The sequence below is a fragment of the Phytobacter sp. V69 genome (genome assembly GCF_965644215.1).
Classification (GTDB): domain Bacteria; phylum Pseudomonadota; class Gammaproteobacteria; order Enterobacterales; family Enterobacteriaceae; genus Phytobacter.
Genome location: NZ_CBFFRL010000029.1, coordinates 1 through 17306, shown reverse-complemented (window position 1 = coordinate 17306; position 17306 = coordinate 1). Strand labels below are relative to the sequence as shown.

13 protein-coding genes are annotated in these 17306 nt (G+C 56.0%); 12 read left to right on the top strand and 1 reads right to left on the bottom strand.

The genetic code is table 11. From position 1 onward, the window contains the following. Window positions 1-215: 215 nt before the first annotated feature. The 12 genes from ACSZPU_RS06210 to astE all read left to right on the top strand — a co-directional run bounded on the left by ACSZPU_RS06210 (window position 216) and on the right by astE (window position 15061). Window positions 216-1199, top strand: coding sequence for an ABC transporter substrate-binding protein (locus ACSZPU_RS06210; RefSeq protein WP_498996615.1), 984 nt, complete (start codon window positions 216-218; stop codon window positions 1197-1199). An 11-nt stretch (window positions 1200-1210) separates the two neighbouring features. Next, window positions 1211-2092: an ABC transporter permease gene (locus tag ACSZPU_RS06205; protein ID WP_498996613.1), complete on the top strand. Its 882-nt coding sequence runs from the start codon at window positions 1211-1213 to the stop codon at window positions 2090-2092. Continuing rightward, window positions 2092-2877, top strand: a complete 786-nt coding sequence (locus ACSZPU_RS06200; protein WP_498996611.1) for an ABC transporter ATP-binding protein — start codon at window positions 2092-2094, stop codon at window positions 2875-2877. The genes ACSZPU_RS06205 and ACSZPU_RS06200 overlap by 1 nt, the downstream gene beginning before the upstream one ends. 118 nt (window positions 2878-2995) lie before the next feature. Then, window positions 2996-4546 carry a histidine ammonia-lyase gene (gene hutH / locus ACSZPU_RS06195; protein WP_498996609.1) on the top strand — a complete coding sequence of 517 codons (1551 nt, stop codon included), beginning with the start codon at window positions 2996-2998 and terminating at the stop codon, window positions 4544-4546. 42 nt (window positions 4547-4588) lie between these two features. Beyond that, window positions 4589-6271 carry a urocanate hydratase gene (gene hutU, locus ACSZPU_RS06190; RefSeq protein ID WP_498996607.1) on the top strand — a complete coding sequence of 561 codons (1683 nt, stop codon included), beginning with the start codon at window positions 4589-4591 and terminating at the stop codon, window positions 6269-6271. Between the two features lie 55 nt (window positions 6272-6326). After that, the gene (hisC, locus tag ACSZPU_RS06185) at window positions 6327-7493 is read left to right on the top strand and encodes a histidinol-phosphate transaminase (protein WP_498996604.1); all 1167 of its coding nucleotides are present in this window, start codon (window positions 6327-6329) and stop codon (window positions 7491-7493) included. Between the two features lie 52 nt (window positions 7494-7545). After that, window positions 7546-8631: an iron-containing alcohol dehydrogenase family protein gene (locus tag ACSZPU_RS06180; protein ID WP_498996602.1), complete on the top strand. Its 1086-nt coding sequence runs from the start codon at window positions 7546-7548 to the stop codon at window positions 8629-8631. 404 nt (window positions 8632-9035) lie between these two features. Continuing rightward, complete coding sequence (astC, locus tag ACSZPU_RS06175) at window positions 9036-10256, top strand: succinylornithine/acetylornithine transaminase (RefSeq protein WP_498996600.1); 1221 nt, start codon at window positions 9036-9038, stop codon at window positions 10254-10256. Beyond that, entirely contained in the window at window positions 10253-11287 is a 1035-nt protein-coding gene (astA, locus tag ACSZPU_RS06170; RefSeq protein WP_498996598.1) for an arginine N-succinyltransferase, read from the top strand. Before astC ends, astA begins: the two co-directional genes overlap by 4 nt. Further along, the gene (astD, locus tag ACSZPU_RS06165; RefSeq protein ID WP_498996595.1) at window positions 11284-12762 is read left to right on the top strand and encodes a succinylglutamate-semialdehyde dehydrogenase; all 1479 of its coding nucleotides are present in this window, start codon (window positions 11284-11286) and stop codon (window positions 12760-12762) included. The genes astA and astD overlap by 4 nt, the downstream gene beginning before the upstream one ends. Beyond that, the gene (astB, locus tag ACSZPU_RS06160) at window positions 12759-14084 is read left to right on the top strand and encodes an N-succinylarginine dihydrolase (protein WP_498996593.1); all 1326 of its coding nucleotides are present in this window, start codon (window positions 12759-12761) and stop codon (window positions 14082-14084) included. The genes astD and astB overlap by 4 nt, the downstream gene beginning before the upstream one ends. Window positions 14085-14095: 11 nt before the next feature. Continuing rightward, window positions 14096-15061, top strand: a complete 966-nt coding sequence (gene astE, locus ACSZPU_RS06155) for a succinylglutamate desuccinylase (protein WP_498996591.1) — start codon at window positions 14096-14098, stop codon at window positions 15059-15061. Window positions 15062-15158: 97 nt separating this feature from the next. On the opposite strand, the gene ACSZPU_RS06150 is transcribed toward astE, so the two are convergent. Beyond that, a complete protein-coding gene (locus ACSZPU_RS06150) occupies window positions 15159-17189 on the bottom strand; it encodes a glycosyltransferase family 9 protein (protein WP_498996589.1) in 2031 nt (676 codons plus the stop codon). Between the last annotated feature and the right edge of the window lie 117 nt (window positions 17190-17306).

Sequence of the window (17306 nt, the reverse complement as noted above, 5' to 3'; positions counted from 1 at the left end):
CACTGAAATAGCGCGCCGGGCGCACTACTTTGATTCTTCCGACCCACGTTCAGTGGGCGAAAACAACGGTACAGGTGGACATCTGGACTGGCACAAAGCTTGCTTTATCTTAGTCAGCTTAATTGTATAGACAAGAATATACAGTGGCGTAATTTGCCGGTGGCAATTTGCTGCGCAGGCATTCCCCGAGACAGGTAATTTGGCAGGAGTGGCAGATGAGCAACATGATTTCCAGGACTGTACTAACGCATTCGTTATCTTTGTTAGGGCTGGCAGTGGCATTAGGTGGTGCGGCTAACACAGCAATGGCGGCAGAGACGCCAGTGACCATTGGGATTTCCGGCTGGACCGGCTTTGCGCCGTTGACCCTGGCCGACAAAGCGGGCATTTTCAAAAAGAACGGTCTGGATGTGACCCTGAAAATGGTCCCTCAGCAGTCCCGTCATCTGGCAATTGCCTCCGGTTCATTGCAGTGCGCGGCGACCACGGTCGAAACCTATCTCACCTGGAATGCCAGCGGTGTGCCCATCAAGCAAATTGTACAGCTGGATAAATCCTACGGTGCAGATGGCATTGCGGTGCGCAGCGGCATCAACAGCGTGGCGGACCTGAAAGGCAAAACGATCAGCGTCGATGCACCCGGTACCTCGTCCTATTTCCTGCTGGCGTGGATCCTCGATAAAAACGGCATGACGATGAAAGACGTCAAGCTCGCGACCTTAGGACCGGATGCCGCTGCACACGCCTTTATTGCCGGGCAGAATGATGCCGCCGTGACCTACGAACCGTACCTTTCCAACATTCGCCAGAGTCCGGATAAGGGCAAGATCCTGACCACCACGCTCCAGTACCCGATGGTCATGGACACCCTGGGTTGCACGCCGTCCTGGCTGGAGAAAAACCCGAAAGCGGCACAGGCGCTGGTCAATAGCTACTTCGAAGCGCTGGATATGATCAAAGCCGACCCGGATAAAGCCAATGAGATCATGGGCGCGGCGGTGAAAGAGACCGGTAAACAATTTGCCGAAGAGTCCAGCTACCTGCGCTGGCAGGATCGCGATGCGAACAAAAAATTCTTTAGCGGCGAGATCGTGAGCTTTACCAACGAGGCCGCGCGCCTGCTCACGGAGATGAAAATCCTGCGCAAAACGCCGGACATCAACACGTTGTATGACGCGAAGTACGTGGCTCAGCCATGAAGGACCACGATATGAACAGTCCTGTCAGTCAGGCCGCGGACTACGCCAGCAAGACCATGACAGACTTACGCGAGCCGGCACCTCTGCCGGCAAGCAAAAAGGTCTGGCATAACCCGATGATGGTGCCATTACGCCCCGTTGCGCCCCGGCACCGCTGGTTTTTGGGTTTCTGCTTCTTTGTGCTGTTTTTCGCTCTGTGGGCGCTGGTGACCTTCACCGGTCTGGTCGCGCCAACCTTCCTCGCAAGCCCGGCCAGCATGTTGCAGGAAGGGGTGTTGCTGTTTACCGATTTCGATTTCACCACCGATATTGGCATGACGGTGATGCGCGTGTTAGGTGGTTTTATCCTGGCCTGTGTTATCGCCGTACCGCTGGGAATCTGGATGGGCTCGTACAAACTTATCGAAGCGTTCTTCGAGCCGTTTGTCTCGTTTTGCCGCTATCTGCCTGCCTCGGCGTTTGTGCCTTTGCTGATCCTGTGGGCCGGTATTGGTGAAATGCAGAAAATCCTGGTGATTTTTATCGGCTCTTTCTTCCAGATAACCCTGATGGTTGCCGTTGCCGTGGGTGCCGCGCGTCGCGATTTGGTTGAGGCGGCCTACACGCTGGGTGCGACCAATAAAAGCGTGGTGCGTCGGGTGATTATTCCCGGGGCCGCGCCGGAAATCGCTGAGCTTTTGCGTCTGGTACTCGGCTGGGCGTGGACCTATGTCATCGTGGCGGAGCTTATCGGTTCATCCAGCGGGATAGGCCATATGATTGTCAACAGCCAGGCGTTACTCAACACCGGGCAAATGATCTTCGGCATTATCGTGATTGGCGGTATCGGCTTACTCTCCGACCTGCTGTTTAAAGCGGCCAACCGCCGCCTGTTTGTATGGAGTTCTCTGTAATGAGCTATCCAAAGCTGAGTGTTCGCCAGGTAGAACGCGTCTTTAGTGGCCCGAAAGGTGAGAAAACCCAGGCACTATTGCCAGTGGATTATCAGGTCAACGAGAACGATTTTATTACCATTCTTGGCCCGTCCGGCTGCGGTAAATCGACGCTGCTGCGCATTGTTGCCGGGCTGGATCAGCCCACGCGTGGTGAGGTCTGGCTGGATGGTGAACTGGTCGACGGTCCCGGTGCGGATCGCGGCATGGTGTTCCAGAGCTATACGCTTTTCCCGTGGCTGAACGTTGAGCAGAACATCCGCTTCGGTTTACAGGAACGCGGCGTCAGTAAAGCGGCGCAAAAGGAGCGCAGCGACTACTTTATTAATAAGGTTGGCCTGCGGGGTTTTGAGCATCACTTCCCACGGCAACTGTCTGGCGGCATGCAGCAACGCACCGCTATTGCCCGTGCGCTGGCCAATGACCCGAAAATTTTACTGATGGATGAACCCTTTGGCGCGCTCGACAACCAGACGCGCGTGATGATGCAGGAGCTGCTGCTCTCAATATGGGAATCGTCGCGCAAAACGGTGTTGTTTGTCACCCACGATATTGATGAAGCCATTTTTATGGCCAATAAAGTGGCGATTTTTAGCGCACGTCCGGGGCGAATCAAAACCGAGGTGGCGGTGAATTTCCCGCATCCGCGTGATTACACCTTAAAGACGTCGCCGGAGTTTATGGCGCTTAAGGCGCGGATAACGGAAGAGATCCGTAGCGAAACGATGCAGACCATGGACCATTGATAGCGCGTTTTTTTCTGCATCGCGTTGTCTTTTTTTGTCAGGTTGTGCATAAGCACCCGGTAGGCTGAGTCCTGACCGGGTATATTTCTAGCTTTGCTTGTATATACAGGAATAGATTATGGCTCCTTCATCCACCGATTTCACCCTTTGCCACCTGCTGCCGGGGCACGTCGACCTGCCCATGCTGCGCCAGATTTATCAGGGCAATGTCCACCTCGCGCTAGCGGAAGAAGCCCGAGCTGACGTACAGGCCTCGCAGGAGACAGTCACCCGCATTGTGGCATCGGGGGAAGTGGTGTACGGCATCAATACCGGGTTCGGCAAACTGGCTCAAACCCGTATTCCGGCTGAGCGCCTGGCGGAGCTACAGCGCAATCTGGTGCTGTCCCACAGTGTTGGAACCGGCAAGAATCTGGCGGATAACATCGTGCGTCTGGTGATGGCAACGAAAATCCTCAGCCTGTCGCGCGGCCATTCCGGGATTCGTATCGAGGTGATTGATGCCCTGATAACCCTCTTCAATGCCGGGGTTTACCCGTGCATTCCTGAGAAAGGGTCGGTCGGTGCATCCGGTGATTTAGCCCCGCTGGCGCATCTGTCTCTGATGCTGATCGGTGAAGGCACGGTGACGGTACAAGGTAAGACGATGTCTGCGCTGGAAGGGCTGGCGAGTGCGGGTGTGCGCCCGTTCGAGCTGGGGCCGAAAGAGGGCCTGGCGCTGCTTAACGGTACCCAGGTATCGACATCCCTCGCGCTGTCGGGGCTGTTTGAGGCCGAGCGCGTCTTTTCCGCCGGGCTGGTGGCGGGCGCGCTGTCACTGGAAGCCATTAAAGGCTCCGTTAAACCGCTGGACGCGCGTATTCACGAAGCCCGTGGGCAGCAGGGGCAGATTGCCGTGGCGGCTGCGCTGAGCAACGTGCTCGCCGGGAGCAACATTGTGACCTCCCATGCGTCATGTGGTCGCGTACAGGACCCGTATTCCATTCGCTGCGTGCCGCAGGTGATGGGCGCGTGCCTGGATAACTTGCACCACGCCGCACGCATTTTGCGCATTGAAGCCAACGCCGCATCCGATAACCCGCTGGTGTTTGCCGAAAATGGCGACGTGATTTCCGGCGGCAATTTCCACGCCGAGCCGGTGGCCTTCGCCGCCGACATTATTGCGTTGGCGATAGCGGAGATTGGCGCGATTTCTGAACGCCGTATGGCCCTGCTGCTCGATACCGGTTTGTCCGGTTTGCCGCCGTTCCTGGTGCGTGATGGCGGCGTTAACTCCGGCTTTATGATTGCCCAGGTCACCGCCGCTGCGCTGGCCTCGGAAAACAAATCGCTTGCCCACCCTGGCAGCGTCGACAGCCTGCCTACGTCTGCCAACCAGGAAGACCACGTCTCGATGGCGACATACGCCGCGCGCCGTCTGGGCGATATGTGCTTCAACACCAGCGTTGTGGTGGGCATTGAAGCGATGGCCGCTGCGCAGGGGATCGATTTCCATCGCCCTCTGCAAAGCTCAAATACGCTGGAAAACGAAATGCAGGCCATTCGCCAGAACGTCGCGTTCCTTGAAAAGGACCGCCTGATGGCTCCGGACGTCGAAATGATGCGCCTGTGGGCGTCCCGTGAACACTGGCCCGCCGAGATTGAAGCGCTGTTGCCGAGCTTCGCCTGATAACGCTGTGTAAAAAATGCAAATTTTATGAAGGAAACGAACATGAATGCGCCACACAAAAATGCCGAAGCCCGCGTTGTCCGTGCTCCCCAGGGGACCGAGCTGAGCTGCCAGAACTGGTTGATTGAAGCGGCCTACCGCATGATCCAGAACAACCTCGATCCGGATGTCGCCGAGCGCCCGGAAGACCTGGTGGTTTATGGTGGCATTGGCAAAGCGGCCCGTAACTGGCCGGCCTTTGAAGCCATCCTTGAAAGCCTGCGCAAGCTGCGTGAAGACGAAACTCTGTTGGTGCAGTCGGGCAAACCCGTCGGTGTTTTTCGCACCCACACTAACGCCCCACGCGTGTTGATAGCCAACTCCAATATCGTTCCCCACTGGGCGCACTGGGAACACTTCCACGAGCTGGATAAAGCCGGGCTGATGATGTACGGCCAGATGACCGCCGGTTCGTGGATATACATTGGTGCGCAGGGCATCGTGCAGGGTACCTACGAAACCTTCGCCGAAGCGGGTCGCCAGCATTACAACGACAGCCTGCGCGGCAAGTGGATTCTCACCGCCGGGCTGGGCGGTATGGGCGGCGCTCAGCCGCTGGCAGGCGTCCTGGCGGGCGCATGCGTACTGGCGATTGAATGCCAGGAATCACGCATCGATTTCCGTCTGCGCACGCGCTATCTCGATTACAAAACCCGCAGTCTGGATGAAGCCCTGACGATGATCGAAAAAGCCTGCGCCGAGAAAAAAGCCATCTCCGTTGGCCTGCTGGGCAATGCCGCCGAGCTGATGCCACAGCTGGCAGCGCGCGCGAAAGCCGGCGGTCTGCACCCGGACATCGTCACCGATCAAACCTCGGCGCACGATCCGCTCAACGGCTACCTGCCGGAAGGCTGGAGCCTGGAAAAATGGCAGCAGGCGCGTCAGTCTGACCCGCAATCGGTGGTGAAGGCGGCCCGCGCCTCGATGGCAAAACACGTACAGGCGATGCTCGATTTCCACGCCATGGGGATCCCGACCGTCGATTACGGCAACAATATTCGCCAGGTCGCCAAAGAAGAGGGCGTGACCAATGCTTTCGATTTCCCCGGCTTCGTACCGGCCTATATTCGTCCGTTATTCTGCGAGGGCAAGGGGCCATTCCGCTGGGTGGCGCTCTCCGGGGACCCGGAAGATATCTACAAAACCGACGCCAAACTGAAAGAACTTTTCCCGAATAACGCCAATCTGATCAACTGGCTGGACATGGCGCGCGAGCGTATTGCGTTCCAGGGGCTACCGGCACGTATCTGCTGGCTTGGTCTTGGCGAACGCCATCTTGCCGGGCTGGCATTCAACGAGATGGTACGCAATGGCGAACTGAAAGCGCCGATTGTCATTGGCCGTGACCACCTGGATACCGGCTCTGTGGCTTCACCCAACCGCGAAACGGAAGCGATGAAAGACGGTTCCGATGCGGTATCCGACTGGCCGCTTCTCAATGCGCTTCTCAATACCGCCGGGGGCGCGACCTGGGTCAGCCTGCACCACGGCGGCGGCGTGGGGATGGGCTTTTCGCAACATGCCGGGATGGTCATTGTTTGCGATGGCAGCAAAGAGGCGGATGAGCGTCTGGCGCGCGTGCTGTGGAATGACCCGGCCACGGGGGTGATGCGCCACGCGGATGCGGGCTATGAACAGGCCAAAGAGTGCGCGCAGCGTAATCACCTGAACTTACCGATGCTTTGATGATCAGCGCCGGATGGACGGTTTGCGTTCATCCGGCTTTCCTGAGGGATACGTAATGACGTTTGATGTCGCGGTTTCCGATCCACTCTTTGCTCTACAACAACAGACACTCAACAATCTTGCTCGCCCCACGGCACGCAGCCTGGGGTTATATAACGCGGGCCTGTCGGCAGAGACCGTGCGGCAGAAATATGGCGTAACGCATATCGCTAAACTGGCCAGTAATGAAAACCCGTTAGGTGCCAGCCCGCAGGTAGTATCGGCACTACGGATGGATGCCGGTTTCAGCGCGATCTATTCCGATGCCGCCAGCGCGCAGTTGCGTGATGTGCTGGCAGACGCTACCGGCGTGCACGCCGATAACATCGTTATGGGCAATGGTTCAGAAGATATCCTGCACATGCTGGCGCTGGCCTTTCTTAATCCTGGCGATCGCGTCGTTACGCTGATCCCGTCGTTTGGCCTGCACGAAATTTTCCCGCGCATGATGGGGGCAGATGTGACCCTGGTCGGGGTGGATCAACAGCAGCAATTTGACGTTTCGGCCTGGGAGCAGGCGCTCTCCACGCCCGCCAAAATGGTCATTTTCAGTAACCCGTCAAACCCGGTGGGCTGCATGCTCGATAAGCACGGTTTTGCCCGCATCATTGCCGCCGCACCCCAGGAGTGTGTGCTGGTGATTGATGAAGCCTATTTTGAATATTGCCAGGATGATCCGGATTATCCTGACAGCCTGCGGGTACTGGCGGCCCAAGCGCGCCCGTGGATCGTGCTGCGTACCTTTTCGAAAGCCTATGGGCTGGCGGGCCTGCGCGTGGGCTACGGCCTGGCGAGCCACCCTGAACTGGTCAATCTGCTCAATCGCGTGCGCACGCCCTTTAATATCAACCGCGCAGCGCAGGCAGCGGCCGTAGCGGCGTTAGGCGATCAGGCGCATGTAAAAGCGAGCATCGCTCTGGTGAGCGCGCAGCGCGAGAGGGTGGTAGCTGAACTGACTCGCCTCGGGTTTTACGTCGCCGCCTCGCATGCCAATTTCGTCTTCTTCGACTGTGGACGACCCGGCAGCGAGATGGCGCAGCAGTTGTTGCGCTATGGCGTGATTATCAAGCCGTGGCGCGAACCGGGCTATGAGCACTGGATCCGCGTGTCCATTGGCAACGAACAGGATAACCAGCAGTTTATCGACGCCATGAGCGCGATCCTCACTGAGGGGGCGGTTTGATGCAGACGACATATCAATCGGTGGCAGGTTTGATCATCACGGAGAGTCCATTATGCAGGCACTAAACATCATCTTCCCGGCGCAGATTTTGCGTGGCGCAGGGGTTATTGCACGTCTTGGCGAAGTATGTGCCGCATCAGGTAAACGTGCGCTGGTCATCGGCGGGCATGCCGGGCTGGCGGCAGTGAAAGAACACATTCGTCATCAACTGGCAGCCTCTGCGGTTGAGCTGGTGGGCTGGGAATGGTTTGGCGGCGTGTGCAGTGAAGAGAATATTCAGCGCCTGGCGCAGAAGGTCGAGGCTACGGGGGCGGATATCGTGATCGGCGTTGGCGGTGGGAAAGCGCTCGATACCAGCAAAGCCGTTTCGGTGCAGTCCCATGTGCCGGTGGTGACCATTCCGACGATTGCCGCAACCTGTGCCGCCGTGACGCCGCTGACCATCCGTTATCATGCCAACGGCCATTTTCGCGATCTTTTCCCTTTAGCGCAGGCGCCTGCCGCGGTCATTATCGACAGCGACATCCTGGCCACTGCGCCGCTGCGCTGGCTGGCAGCGGGGCTTGGCGATACCCTGGCGAAATGGTACGAGTTTCGCGCTATTAGCACGCAGCATCAGAATCATAGCGGTGTCGCGCAGGCATCCAGCGCTAACAGCCGTATTTGCTATGACCTGATTAACGCCCACGGCCCGGCCGCCTGCGACGCCGTGCGGGCGGGGAAATCCACGGCCGCGCTGGAACAGGTGCTTGACGCCATCTTTATGTTTGCCGGTCTGACGTCGCTGATGAGCAGCGGCGCACATGCCGCCGCCGCCCATGCCATTTATGAAGGCTTCACGGTTTGCGATAAAACCCGCGAATTCGGTCACGGCCTGCTGGTGGGCTTTGGCAACCTGTGCCTGCTGGCGCTGGAAAATCGCAGTGATGATGAGTTGCTTGAAGCGGTGCGCCTGGCCCACGCCTGTGCGGTGCCGCTACGCCTGAGCGACATTGCCGCGCTGAATGCCGACGAACTCGAACAGATTGTGCAAATGTCACTGCATGCGCCGGATATGGAAAACATGCCGGTGAAGGTCACCGCGCACGCGCTATACCAGGCAATTTCCCGCGTTGAAACGATGGCAGCCTTGGTATAATTCGACGGCGTTTTACGTAATTTCCCCCCAAAGGGTTGGCAGCGATGTCAGCCCTTTTTCATTCTGTTGCACACCGTTAATGCCCTGTGGTGGTGCGTTACGCCCCAAATTGTCGCAGGATTCACCGATAAATTTCGCAGATGATCACAGTTCCAGAATTATATTTTAGCGATGCATAATTTTTCTGATTTTCTCTCCGTAATCCAGACTTCACCTAATATTATTCACTTTTTATGCAATTTAACTGAATAGCGTCAGGTTGTAACTTATTGATATTCCGTTGTCAGACCGCGTTTATGCATTTTGGCGACTGGCTGGCACGCCCTGTGCAATATACATTTACAGCGTAAATACTTATATTTTTTAACATATGTTCAACCAATTATTTACCGGATGAGGTCGCTATGTCGCAGTCAATTACGCGTGAGAACTTTGATGAATGGATGATGCCTGTGTACGCGCCAGCGCCTTTCATTCCGGTCCGTGGCGAGGGTTCTCGCCTTTGGGATCAGGACGATAAAGAGTACATCGATTTTGCAGGCGGTATTGCCGTTAACGCACTGGGCCATGCTCACCCGGCGTTGTGCAACGCGCTGAGCGAGCAGGCATCGCGCTTCTGGCATACCGGCAACGGCTATACCAATGAACCGGTATTACGTCTGGCGAAACGCCTTATCGACGCCACTTTTGCCGATAAAGTGTTTTTCTGTAACTCCGGGGCGGAAGGCAACGAAGCCGCGCTCAAACTGGCGCGCAAATATGCGCACGATACCTTTGGCGGCAACAAAACCGGCATTGTGGCGTTCAAAAACGCTTTCCATGGCCGCACGCTGTTTACCGTGAGTGCGGGCGGTCAGCCTGCTTATTCGCAGGATTTTGCGCCATTGCCGCCGGATATTGCTCATGCTCAGTACAACGACCTGGCGTCTGCCAGCGCGCTGATTAATGACGATACCTGTGCGGTGATCGTCGAACCGATGCAGGGTGAGGGGGGCGTGGTGCCTGCCAGCCCGGCGTTCTTACAGGGGCTGCGTGAACTGTGCGACCAGCATAATGCGCTGCTGATTTTTGATGAGGTCCAGACCGGCGTGGGCCGCACGGGTGAGCTCTATGCCTACATGCACTATGGCGTGACCCCGGATGTGCTGACCACCGCCAAAGCGCTGGGCGGCGGTTTCCCGGTGGCGGCAATGCTGGCCCAGGAAAAATATGCCCGCGTGATGACCGTTGGCACCCACGGCACCACTTACGGCGGTAACCCGCTGGCGTCTGCGGTGGCCGGAGCGGTGCTGGATATCGTCAATACTCGTCAGACGCTGGACGGCGTGAAACAGCGCAACCAGTGGTTTAACGAACAACTGCAGGCCATTAATACGCGCTGCGGCCTGTTTGGTGAAATTCGTGGCCTCGGGCTGTTGATTGGCTGTGAGCTGAAAGCCGAGTACGCCGGAAAAGCGAAACAGATTTCGCAACTGGCGGCGGCAGAAGGGGCAATGGTGCTGATTGCCGGGGCCAACGTGGTGCGTTTCGCTCCGGCGCTCAATATCAGCGAAGACGAAGTGTCACGTGGGCTGGCGCGTTTTGGTATCGCCTGCGACAAATTCCTTGCGGGGTGTACATCATGATGGTGATCCGTCCTGTTGAACGCGCCGATCTTCCGGCGTTATTGGCGCTGGCAGGAAAAACAGGCGGCGGGTTAACCTCGCTGCCTGCGGACGAAGCCACGCTATCGGAACGCATTGAGCGAGCCCTGAAAACCTGGAGTGGGGAGCTGGAGAAAAGCGACCAGGGGTATGTTTTCGTGCTTGAAGTGGTAGAAACCGGCGAAGTGGCCGGGATCTGCGCCATTGAAGTGGCCGTTGGCCTTAACGATCCCTGGTATAACTACCGCGTCGGTACGCTGGTACATGCCTCAAAAGAACTCAATGTGTATAACGCGCTTCCGACGCTGTTCCTCAGTAACGACCATACGGGTAGCAGCGAGCTCTGCACCTTATTCCTCGACCCGGCCTGGCGCAAAGAGGGCAACGGCTATCTGCTCTCTAAATCGCGCTTTATGTTTATGGCGGCATTCCGCGAGCGCTTTAACGAAAAAGTGGTGGCGGAGATGCGTGGGGTGATTGACGAAACCGGCTACTCCCCGTTCTGGGAGAGTCTCGGCAAACGTTTCTTTTCCATGGAATTCTCCCGTGCGGACTACCTGTGCGGCACCGGGCAAAAGGCGTTTATCGCCGAGCTGATGCCCAAACACCCGATCTACACCGATTTTCTCTCGCCCGAAGCGCAGGCGGTGATTGGCGCAGTGCATCCGCAAACGGCACCGGCCCGCGCGGTGCTGGAAAAAGAGGGTTTTCGCTACTGTAACTATGTCGATATTTTCGACGGCGGGCCAACGCTGGAGTGCGATATCGACCGCGTGCGTGCCATTCGCAAAAGCCGTCTGGTGGATGTGGCGGAAGGCCAGCCAGCGCCAGGCGAATGGCCAGCCTGCATGGTCGCCAACGAGCAATATCACCACTTTAGAGCCATGCTTATCTATGCCGATCCGACAACGGAGCGACTGGTGCTGAGCGCCGCACAACTTGATGCACTGAAATGTAAACCGGGCGACAAAGTGCGTCTGGTACGCCTGTGCGCAGAGGATAAAAAATCATGAATCAATGGATAAACGGCGAGTGGGTTGCGGGTCAGGGTGCCCGCCGCGTCAAAACGAACCCGGTGAGTAATGAAGCCCTGTGGCACGGATATGATGCGGATGCCGCTCAGGTTGCACACGCCTGCCAGGTTGCGCGCGCCGCGTTTCCGGGATGGGCAAAACTGGCGTTTACCCAGCGTCAGGCGATTGTGGAAAAATTTGCCGCACTGCTGGAAGCCAACAAAAGCACACTGGCCGACATTATCGCTCGTGAAACGGGCAAACCGCGTTGGGAAGCGACCACCGAAATCACGGCGATGATCAACAAAGCCACCATTTCGGTGAAAGCCTACCATGCACGAACCGGCACGCAGCACACGGAAATGCCGGACGGGGCGGCAACGCTGCGCCACCGTCCCCATGGCGTACTGGCGGTGTTTGGTCCCTACAATTTCCCCGGCCATTTACCCAACGGGCATATCATTCCGGCCTTGCTGGCGGGCAACACGCTGATTTTCAAACCCAGCGAGCTGACGCCGTGGACCGGCGAGGCGGTGGTGAAACTCTGGGAACAGGCCGGGTTGCCGCCGGGCGTGCTGAACCTGGTGCAGGGCGGACGGGAAACCGGGCAGGCGCTCAGCTCCCTGGAGGGCATTGACGGTCTGCTGTTTACCGGTAGCGCCAATACCGGCTTCCAGCTACACCGCCAGCTTGCCGGGCAGCCGGAGAAAATCCTCGCACTCGAGATGGGCGGTAATAACCCGTTAATTGTTGAAGACCCGGCAGATCTGGATGCGGCCGTGCATCTGACCATCCAGTCGGCCTTTATCACCGCCGGGCAGCGCTGTACGTGCGCGCGTCGCCTGCTGGTGAAACGGGGCGAAGCGGGGGATGAGTTTCTGCGCCGTCTGGTGGAGGTTTCCGCGCGTTTGACGCCTGCGGCCTGGGATGCGGATCCGCAGCCCTTCTTCGGCGGGCTGATTTCAGTGCAGGCGGCGTTGCATGTCTATCAGGCCTGGCAGGGCCATGTGGAGCGGGGCGGCAAAACCTTGCTTGAGCCGCATCTTCTGAAGGCCGGCACCTCGCTGCTCACCCCCGGCATTATTGAGATGTCGGATGCGCAGAGTGTGCCGGACGAAGAAGTCTTCGGTCCGCTGCTGTGCGTCTGGCGCTATGACGACTTTGAAGAGGCTATTGCGCTGGCAAACAACACGCGCTACGGGCTGGCCTGCGGGTTGATTTCACCGGACCGGGAGCAATTCGACCAGTTGTTGCTGGAAGCACGTGCCGGGATCGTCAACTGGAACAAGCCGCTTACCGGGGCCGCCAGTACCGCGCCATTTGGCGGCGTGGGGGCGTCGGGTAACCATCGTGCCAGCGCCTGGTATGCCGCTGATTATTGCGCGTGGCCGATGGCGAGCCTGGAGTCGGCAGAACTGGCCTTGCCGCAAACGCTCAGCCCGGGGCTGGATTTCAGCCGGGAGGAGACGCGATGAAAGCGCGTGAAGTCAATTTTGATGGCCTGGTGGGCTTGACGCATCATTATGCCGGACTGTCGTTCGGCAATGAGGCGTCGACCAAACACCGTAACCGGGTGTCTAACCCGAAGCTGGCGGCGAAGCAGGGGCTGTTAAAGATGAAAGCCCTTGCCGACGCCGGTTTTCCGCAGGCGGTGATCCCGCCGCAGGAAAGGCCGAACGTGCCGGTTCTGCGCCAGTTGGGTTTTAGTGGAAGCGATGAGCAGGTGGTTGAGAAGGCCGCCGCACAGGCACCGCAATTGCTCTCTGCGGCCAGCTCCGCATCGTCAATGTGGGTGGCGAACGCGGCAACGGTGTGCCCCTCTGCCGATGCGCTTGACGGGCGGGTGCATTTGACGGTAGCCAACCTGAATAACAAATTTCATCGGGCCATCGAAGCGCCGACCACCGAAGCCGTGCTGAAAGCCATCTTCCGTGACGAGCGTACGTTTTCAGTCCACGCCGCATTGCCGCAGGTAGCGATGCTGGGCGATGAAGGGGCGGCGAACCATAATCGCCTCGGTGGTGATTACGGCGAGCAGGGTGTTCAGCTGTTCGTTTATGGCCGTGAAGAGGGCAGCAATGCCGCACCGGGTCGCTATCCGGCGCGCCAGACGCTGGAAGCCAGCCAGGCGGTCGCGCGGCTTAATCAGGTCTCTCCACGACAGGTGATTTTCGCCCAGCAAAATCCTGCTGTCATCGATCAGGGCGTGTTCCATAATGATGTTATCGCGGTATCGAATCGGCAGGTGCTTTTCTGCCATGAGCAGGCATTTTTGCAGCAACAGGCGTTGTTTAGCCAGTTGCGTGCACGGGTGCCGGGCTTTATGGCGCTGGAAGTGCCCGATGCCGAGGTGTCGGTCAGCGATGCGGTGGCAACGTATCTGTTTAACAGTCAGCTATTGAGCCGGGAAGATGGCAGCATGGCGCTCGTTCTGCCTCAGGAATCCCGTGAGCATCCTGGCGTCTGGCGCTATCTGACAACACTGCGGGAGCAGGATAATCCCATCAGCGAACTCAAGGTATTCGACCTGCGCGAAAGTATGTCCAACGGCGGTGGCCCGGCGTGTTTGCGCCTGCGCGTGGTGCTGACGGATGACGAAACGCGGGTGGTGAATCCGGCCGTCATGATGAACGATGGGCTGTTCAGCGCACTGGATGGCTGGATTGAGCGCTATTATCGTGACCGGTTGACCCAGGCCGATCTGGCCGATCCCCTGCTGTTGCGGGAGAGTCGCGAGGCGCTGGATACGTTGACGCAAATGTTGAGATTAGGTTCCGTTTATCCCTTCCAGCAGTGAAAGGAGGCCGTATGGACAATTTTCTCGCAATGACGCTGTCAGGTGAAATGCCGCGCAAAACGGTAGGTGATGCCAGCGCGATTCACTGGGTGTGGCATGATCAGGGCATCCTGGAGCTGGTGCCCCCAAAGCCGGCTAAGCGGGCGCTGGTGCTCTCTTGTGCCATTCACGGCAATGAGACTGCGCCGGTGGAGATCCTGGATGGGCTGTTGCAGCAGCTTCTGAACGGCACGCTGGAACTGAGCTGGCGGCTGCTGATTATTATCGGCAACCCGCAGGCGCTGAGACAGAATAAGCGTTTCTTACACAGCGATCTTAACCGCATGTTTGGTGAACGCTGGCAAGGGTTCCCCGCCAGCGATGAAACGATCCGCGCCGCGCAGCTCGAGCGGGCGATCACCCATTTTTACAACGAGGATGACGAAGAGCGCTGGCTCCTGGATTTGCACACCGCAATTCGGGGGTCGCATCATGTGCGTTTCGGGGTGCTGCCAATGCGTGCTGAACCCTGGGATGAAATCTTTCTCAAATGGCTGGGAGATGCCGGGCTGGAAGCGCTGGTTTTCCATCAGGCGCCGGCGGGAACCTTTACCCATTTCACCTGCGAAGCGTTCGAGGCAGAAGCCTGCACGCTGGAACTCGGCAAAGCGTTGCCGTTTGGTGAAAACGATCTGCACCAGTTTGAGCGTACCCGTTTAGCACTGGCAGCGCTGCTTTCCGGGGATGTTGTGCCGGAAGCGGAAACCGCGCCGTTGCGCTATCGCGTGGTGCAGCAGTTAACGCGGCACAGTGAAGAGTTTGTGCTGTATATGTCGGATGAGACCCTGAATTTCACTCCCTTTGCGGCAGGTACGCTGCTGGCAGAAGATCGTGGTGAGCGCTACGTCGTGCAGCGCGATCGGGAATATGTGTTGTTCCCTAATCCCAAGGTGGCGGTGGGGCTACGGGCGGGGTTGATGCTCGAGCGTATGAGTTAATCTTTTGTCTTTATGACGGAAAAAAACAGGCCCGGACAATCAATCCGGGCCTGTTTTATATGTATCCACCAGGGGGCAGGCTAACGCATGTTAAGGCTTAGCTTGCCAGGGGAACATAATCATCGGACTGGATAAAATGGTTAATCAGTTGAATCATTAATTGCCCTGAAAGGCCACGCATGCATTCATAGCTCTTGCCTTTTGGGCACCACTCGGCAAAGGACTGCCCACTGGTTTCTTTGGGGTTTGTGCTTACAAGTCTGCCGCAGGGGCCGTATTGTGGGCAGGCAACATCAATACCTAATGCATTCCAGCCCTGTTCGCCGTTCCTGAATGGCAAGCGGTTTTTGGCCTCTATCTGTGAATAAATAGAAATGATTCCGATCGACGTCATACCCGCCAGGGCTACCGGGCCAGAATCGCAGGCGATTAATAACGTGCAGTGGTGCATAAAATAGATGGTTTCCATAATCGAAAACGCATTTATTGCAGAAATGGCCTGGGGATTATTAATGGTCATCATGCTGCGTTTATGACTGTTATTTTTGTCACTACCAATAACAACCACTTGCCATCCCGTCGCGAGCATATGATCGGTTACGGTATTCCAGCCCTCTTCTGTCCATGTCCGATTTGGCGCACCGATGTTCGGGTGCACCAGCACAGTTTTGCCCGGGTTAAGATTGTGTTCTTTGATGAAAGCATCGACACGGGTTGTATCAAGGTGACTTAAATCCAGTTTCGGCTGTAAATTGGTTTCCTGCCATCGGCTCCCAAACTCATCCAGGAAGGCCAGAGACATATGTTTTGGCGCCAGAATATGATCCCATTTATCGAAGATATGAATCTTGTCTAGCATACCTACTTTTTCAATTAGTTTGCTTTTCCCTTCCGTAACGGAATTCATTGGCCAAAAGTAATCTACTGCCGTACAGGCTAAGGCCATATCCTCAAAAAGCTCATTTGCGATAAGTACAAACTTATCGGTTGTCTGCGCTTTAAGCGCGGTGAGTGCACCCAGAGCAAAAACGACGTCCCCCATGGATGCGGCACAGCGAAAAATGCGCAAATTGTCAGGAGACAAAAGATCAGTGTTATCAACAAAATCGATGGTTTTATTGTTCGCAAAGCAGGCGAATTTGTCGGTGAGTTGTTCTAAGGACTTATCCTCCACGCTCGGCAATGTCAAAATGACATTGTGACCACTCATCAAAAACATTTCAGTACATAGTTCCCCTGCAATGTTCTGTGGGAGCAGGCCACACATATCAAGAAAAACGAGCGGAAGCGTGTTTGGCAGATGCATGATTTGTAAATCATGTGGGCAGGTGACATCTTTCCTTCCTCCCCACAAAAGAAGTTTTTTAAAATCATAATCTGGATTTGAACATAATTTGCCAATGATATTGTTAATGTTTTCCTGGCAATCTCGCACGGAATAATCATTTTTAAGAATAATTAATAATGTATTGCTATCGACAAAGTTGCGTGCCTTTTCGATTTCGGAGGAAGTAAAAAGATCGGTTTTTAAATTTTTACTGGTCGATAATGATGAAATGGTTAATCCGTTTTCGGTAAATTGAGTGGCATCAGGTGAATAATATACTGTGTCGTAAATCTTTCCGAAGGAGTAGGTAACGACAGAATTCCATCCTCTTGTCGAAATAAGATTTTCTTTTTTTGTGAATATTTTATCTTGCAAGTGTTGAGCATATGTGCCGATCGCATTTTTACGCTGTGAGTTAGGCAGTGTAAGTAACGTATTACGCGTTATGATCGACAGCGGGTCATCTTCATAGATACGGAGATGTGTCTTATTTTGGGGATGGTGCGATTTGCACAAGATCGTACTAATATCTTCCGCGTTGCGCGTGCCAAAATGAAGATAAACAGTTGGCACGGACTTCTGACTAATCCCAAGCAGGATATCGTTTACGACATCAGCGAAGTTCGCGTAAGTAATAGTGATAATCGTGACATTGCTTTTTTCTTTAAATTCATCCTTGTAATCTAATGTTTGTCGTAATATAAAAATATGCGAGCTGGCATCGCTAATTTTTTCAGCCAGATCGATTGCCTGCATGCTAAACGCAGATGGGCTCGTTTCAATATAAAAATGGAACTTCATCTTTTCAATTCCTCAAAGAGCCGTCCTTAGCATAACTGAACGGCGGATTCAACTCCGAAGTGCAACGCTAAGCCGCCAATCTTAGCTCTGCAAACACCACAGACGGTTGCCTGAATC

Coding starts and splice junctions, on each gene's coding strand:
- ACSZPU_RS06210 (WP_498996615.1), top strand. CDS start 216: ATGAGCAACATGATTTCCAGGACTGTACTAACGCATTCGTTATCTTTG.
- ACSZPU_RS06205 (WP_498996613.1), top strand. CDS start 1,211: ATGAACAGTCCTGTCAGTCAGGCCGCGGACTACGCCAGCAAGACCATG.
- hutH (WP_498996609.1), top strand. CDS start 2,996: ATGGCTCCTTCATCCACCGATTTCACCCTTTGCCACCTGCTGCCGGGG.
- ACSZPU_RS06150 (WP_498996589.1), bottom strand. CDS start 17,189: ATGAAGTTCCATTTTTATATTGAAACGAGCCCATCTGCGTTTAGCATG.
- astE (WP_498996591.1), top strand. CDS start 14,096: ATGGACAATTTTCTCGCAATGACGCTGTCAGGTGAAATGCCGCGCAAA.
- astA (WP_498996598.1), top strand. CDS start 10,253: ATGATGGTGATCCGTCCTGTTGAACGCGCCGATCTTCCGGCGTTATTG.
- astB (WP_498996593.1), top strand. CDS start 12,759: ATGAAAGCGCGTGAAGTCAATTTTGATGGCCTGGTGGGCTTGACGCAT.
- ACSZPU_RS06180 (WP_498996602.1), top strand. CDS start 7,546: ATGCAGGCACTAAACATCATCTTCCCGGCGCAGATTTTGCGTGGCGCA.
- astD (WP_498996595.1), top strand. CDS start 11,284: ATGAATCAATGGATAAACGGCGAGTGGGTTGCGGGTCAGGGTGCCCGC.
- astC (WP_498996600.1), top strand. CDS start 9,036: ATGTCGCAGTCAATTACGCGTGAGAACTTTGATGAATGGATGATGCCT.
- hisC (WP_498996604.1), top strand. CDS start 6,327: ATGACGTTTGATGTCGCGGTTTCCGATCCACTCTTTGCTCTACAACAA.
- ACSZPU_RS06200 (WP_498996611.1), top strand. CDS start 2,092: ATGAGCTATCCAAAGCTGAGTGTTCGCCAGGTAGAACGCGTCTTTAGT.
- hutU (WP_498996607.1), top strand. CDS start 4,589: ATGAATGCGCCACACAAAAATGCCGAAGCCCGCGTTGTCCGTGCTCCC.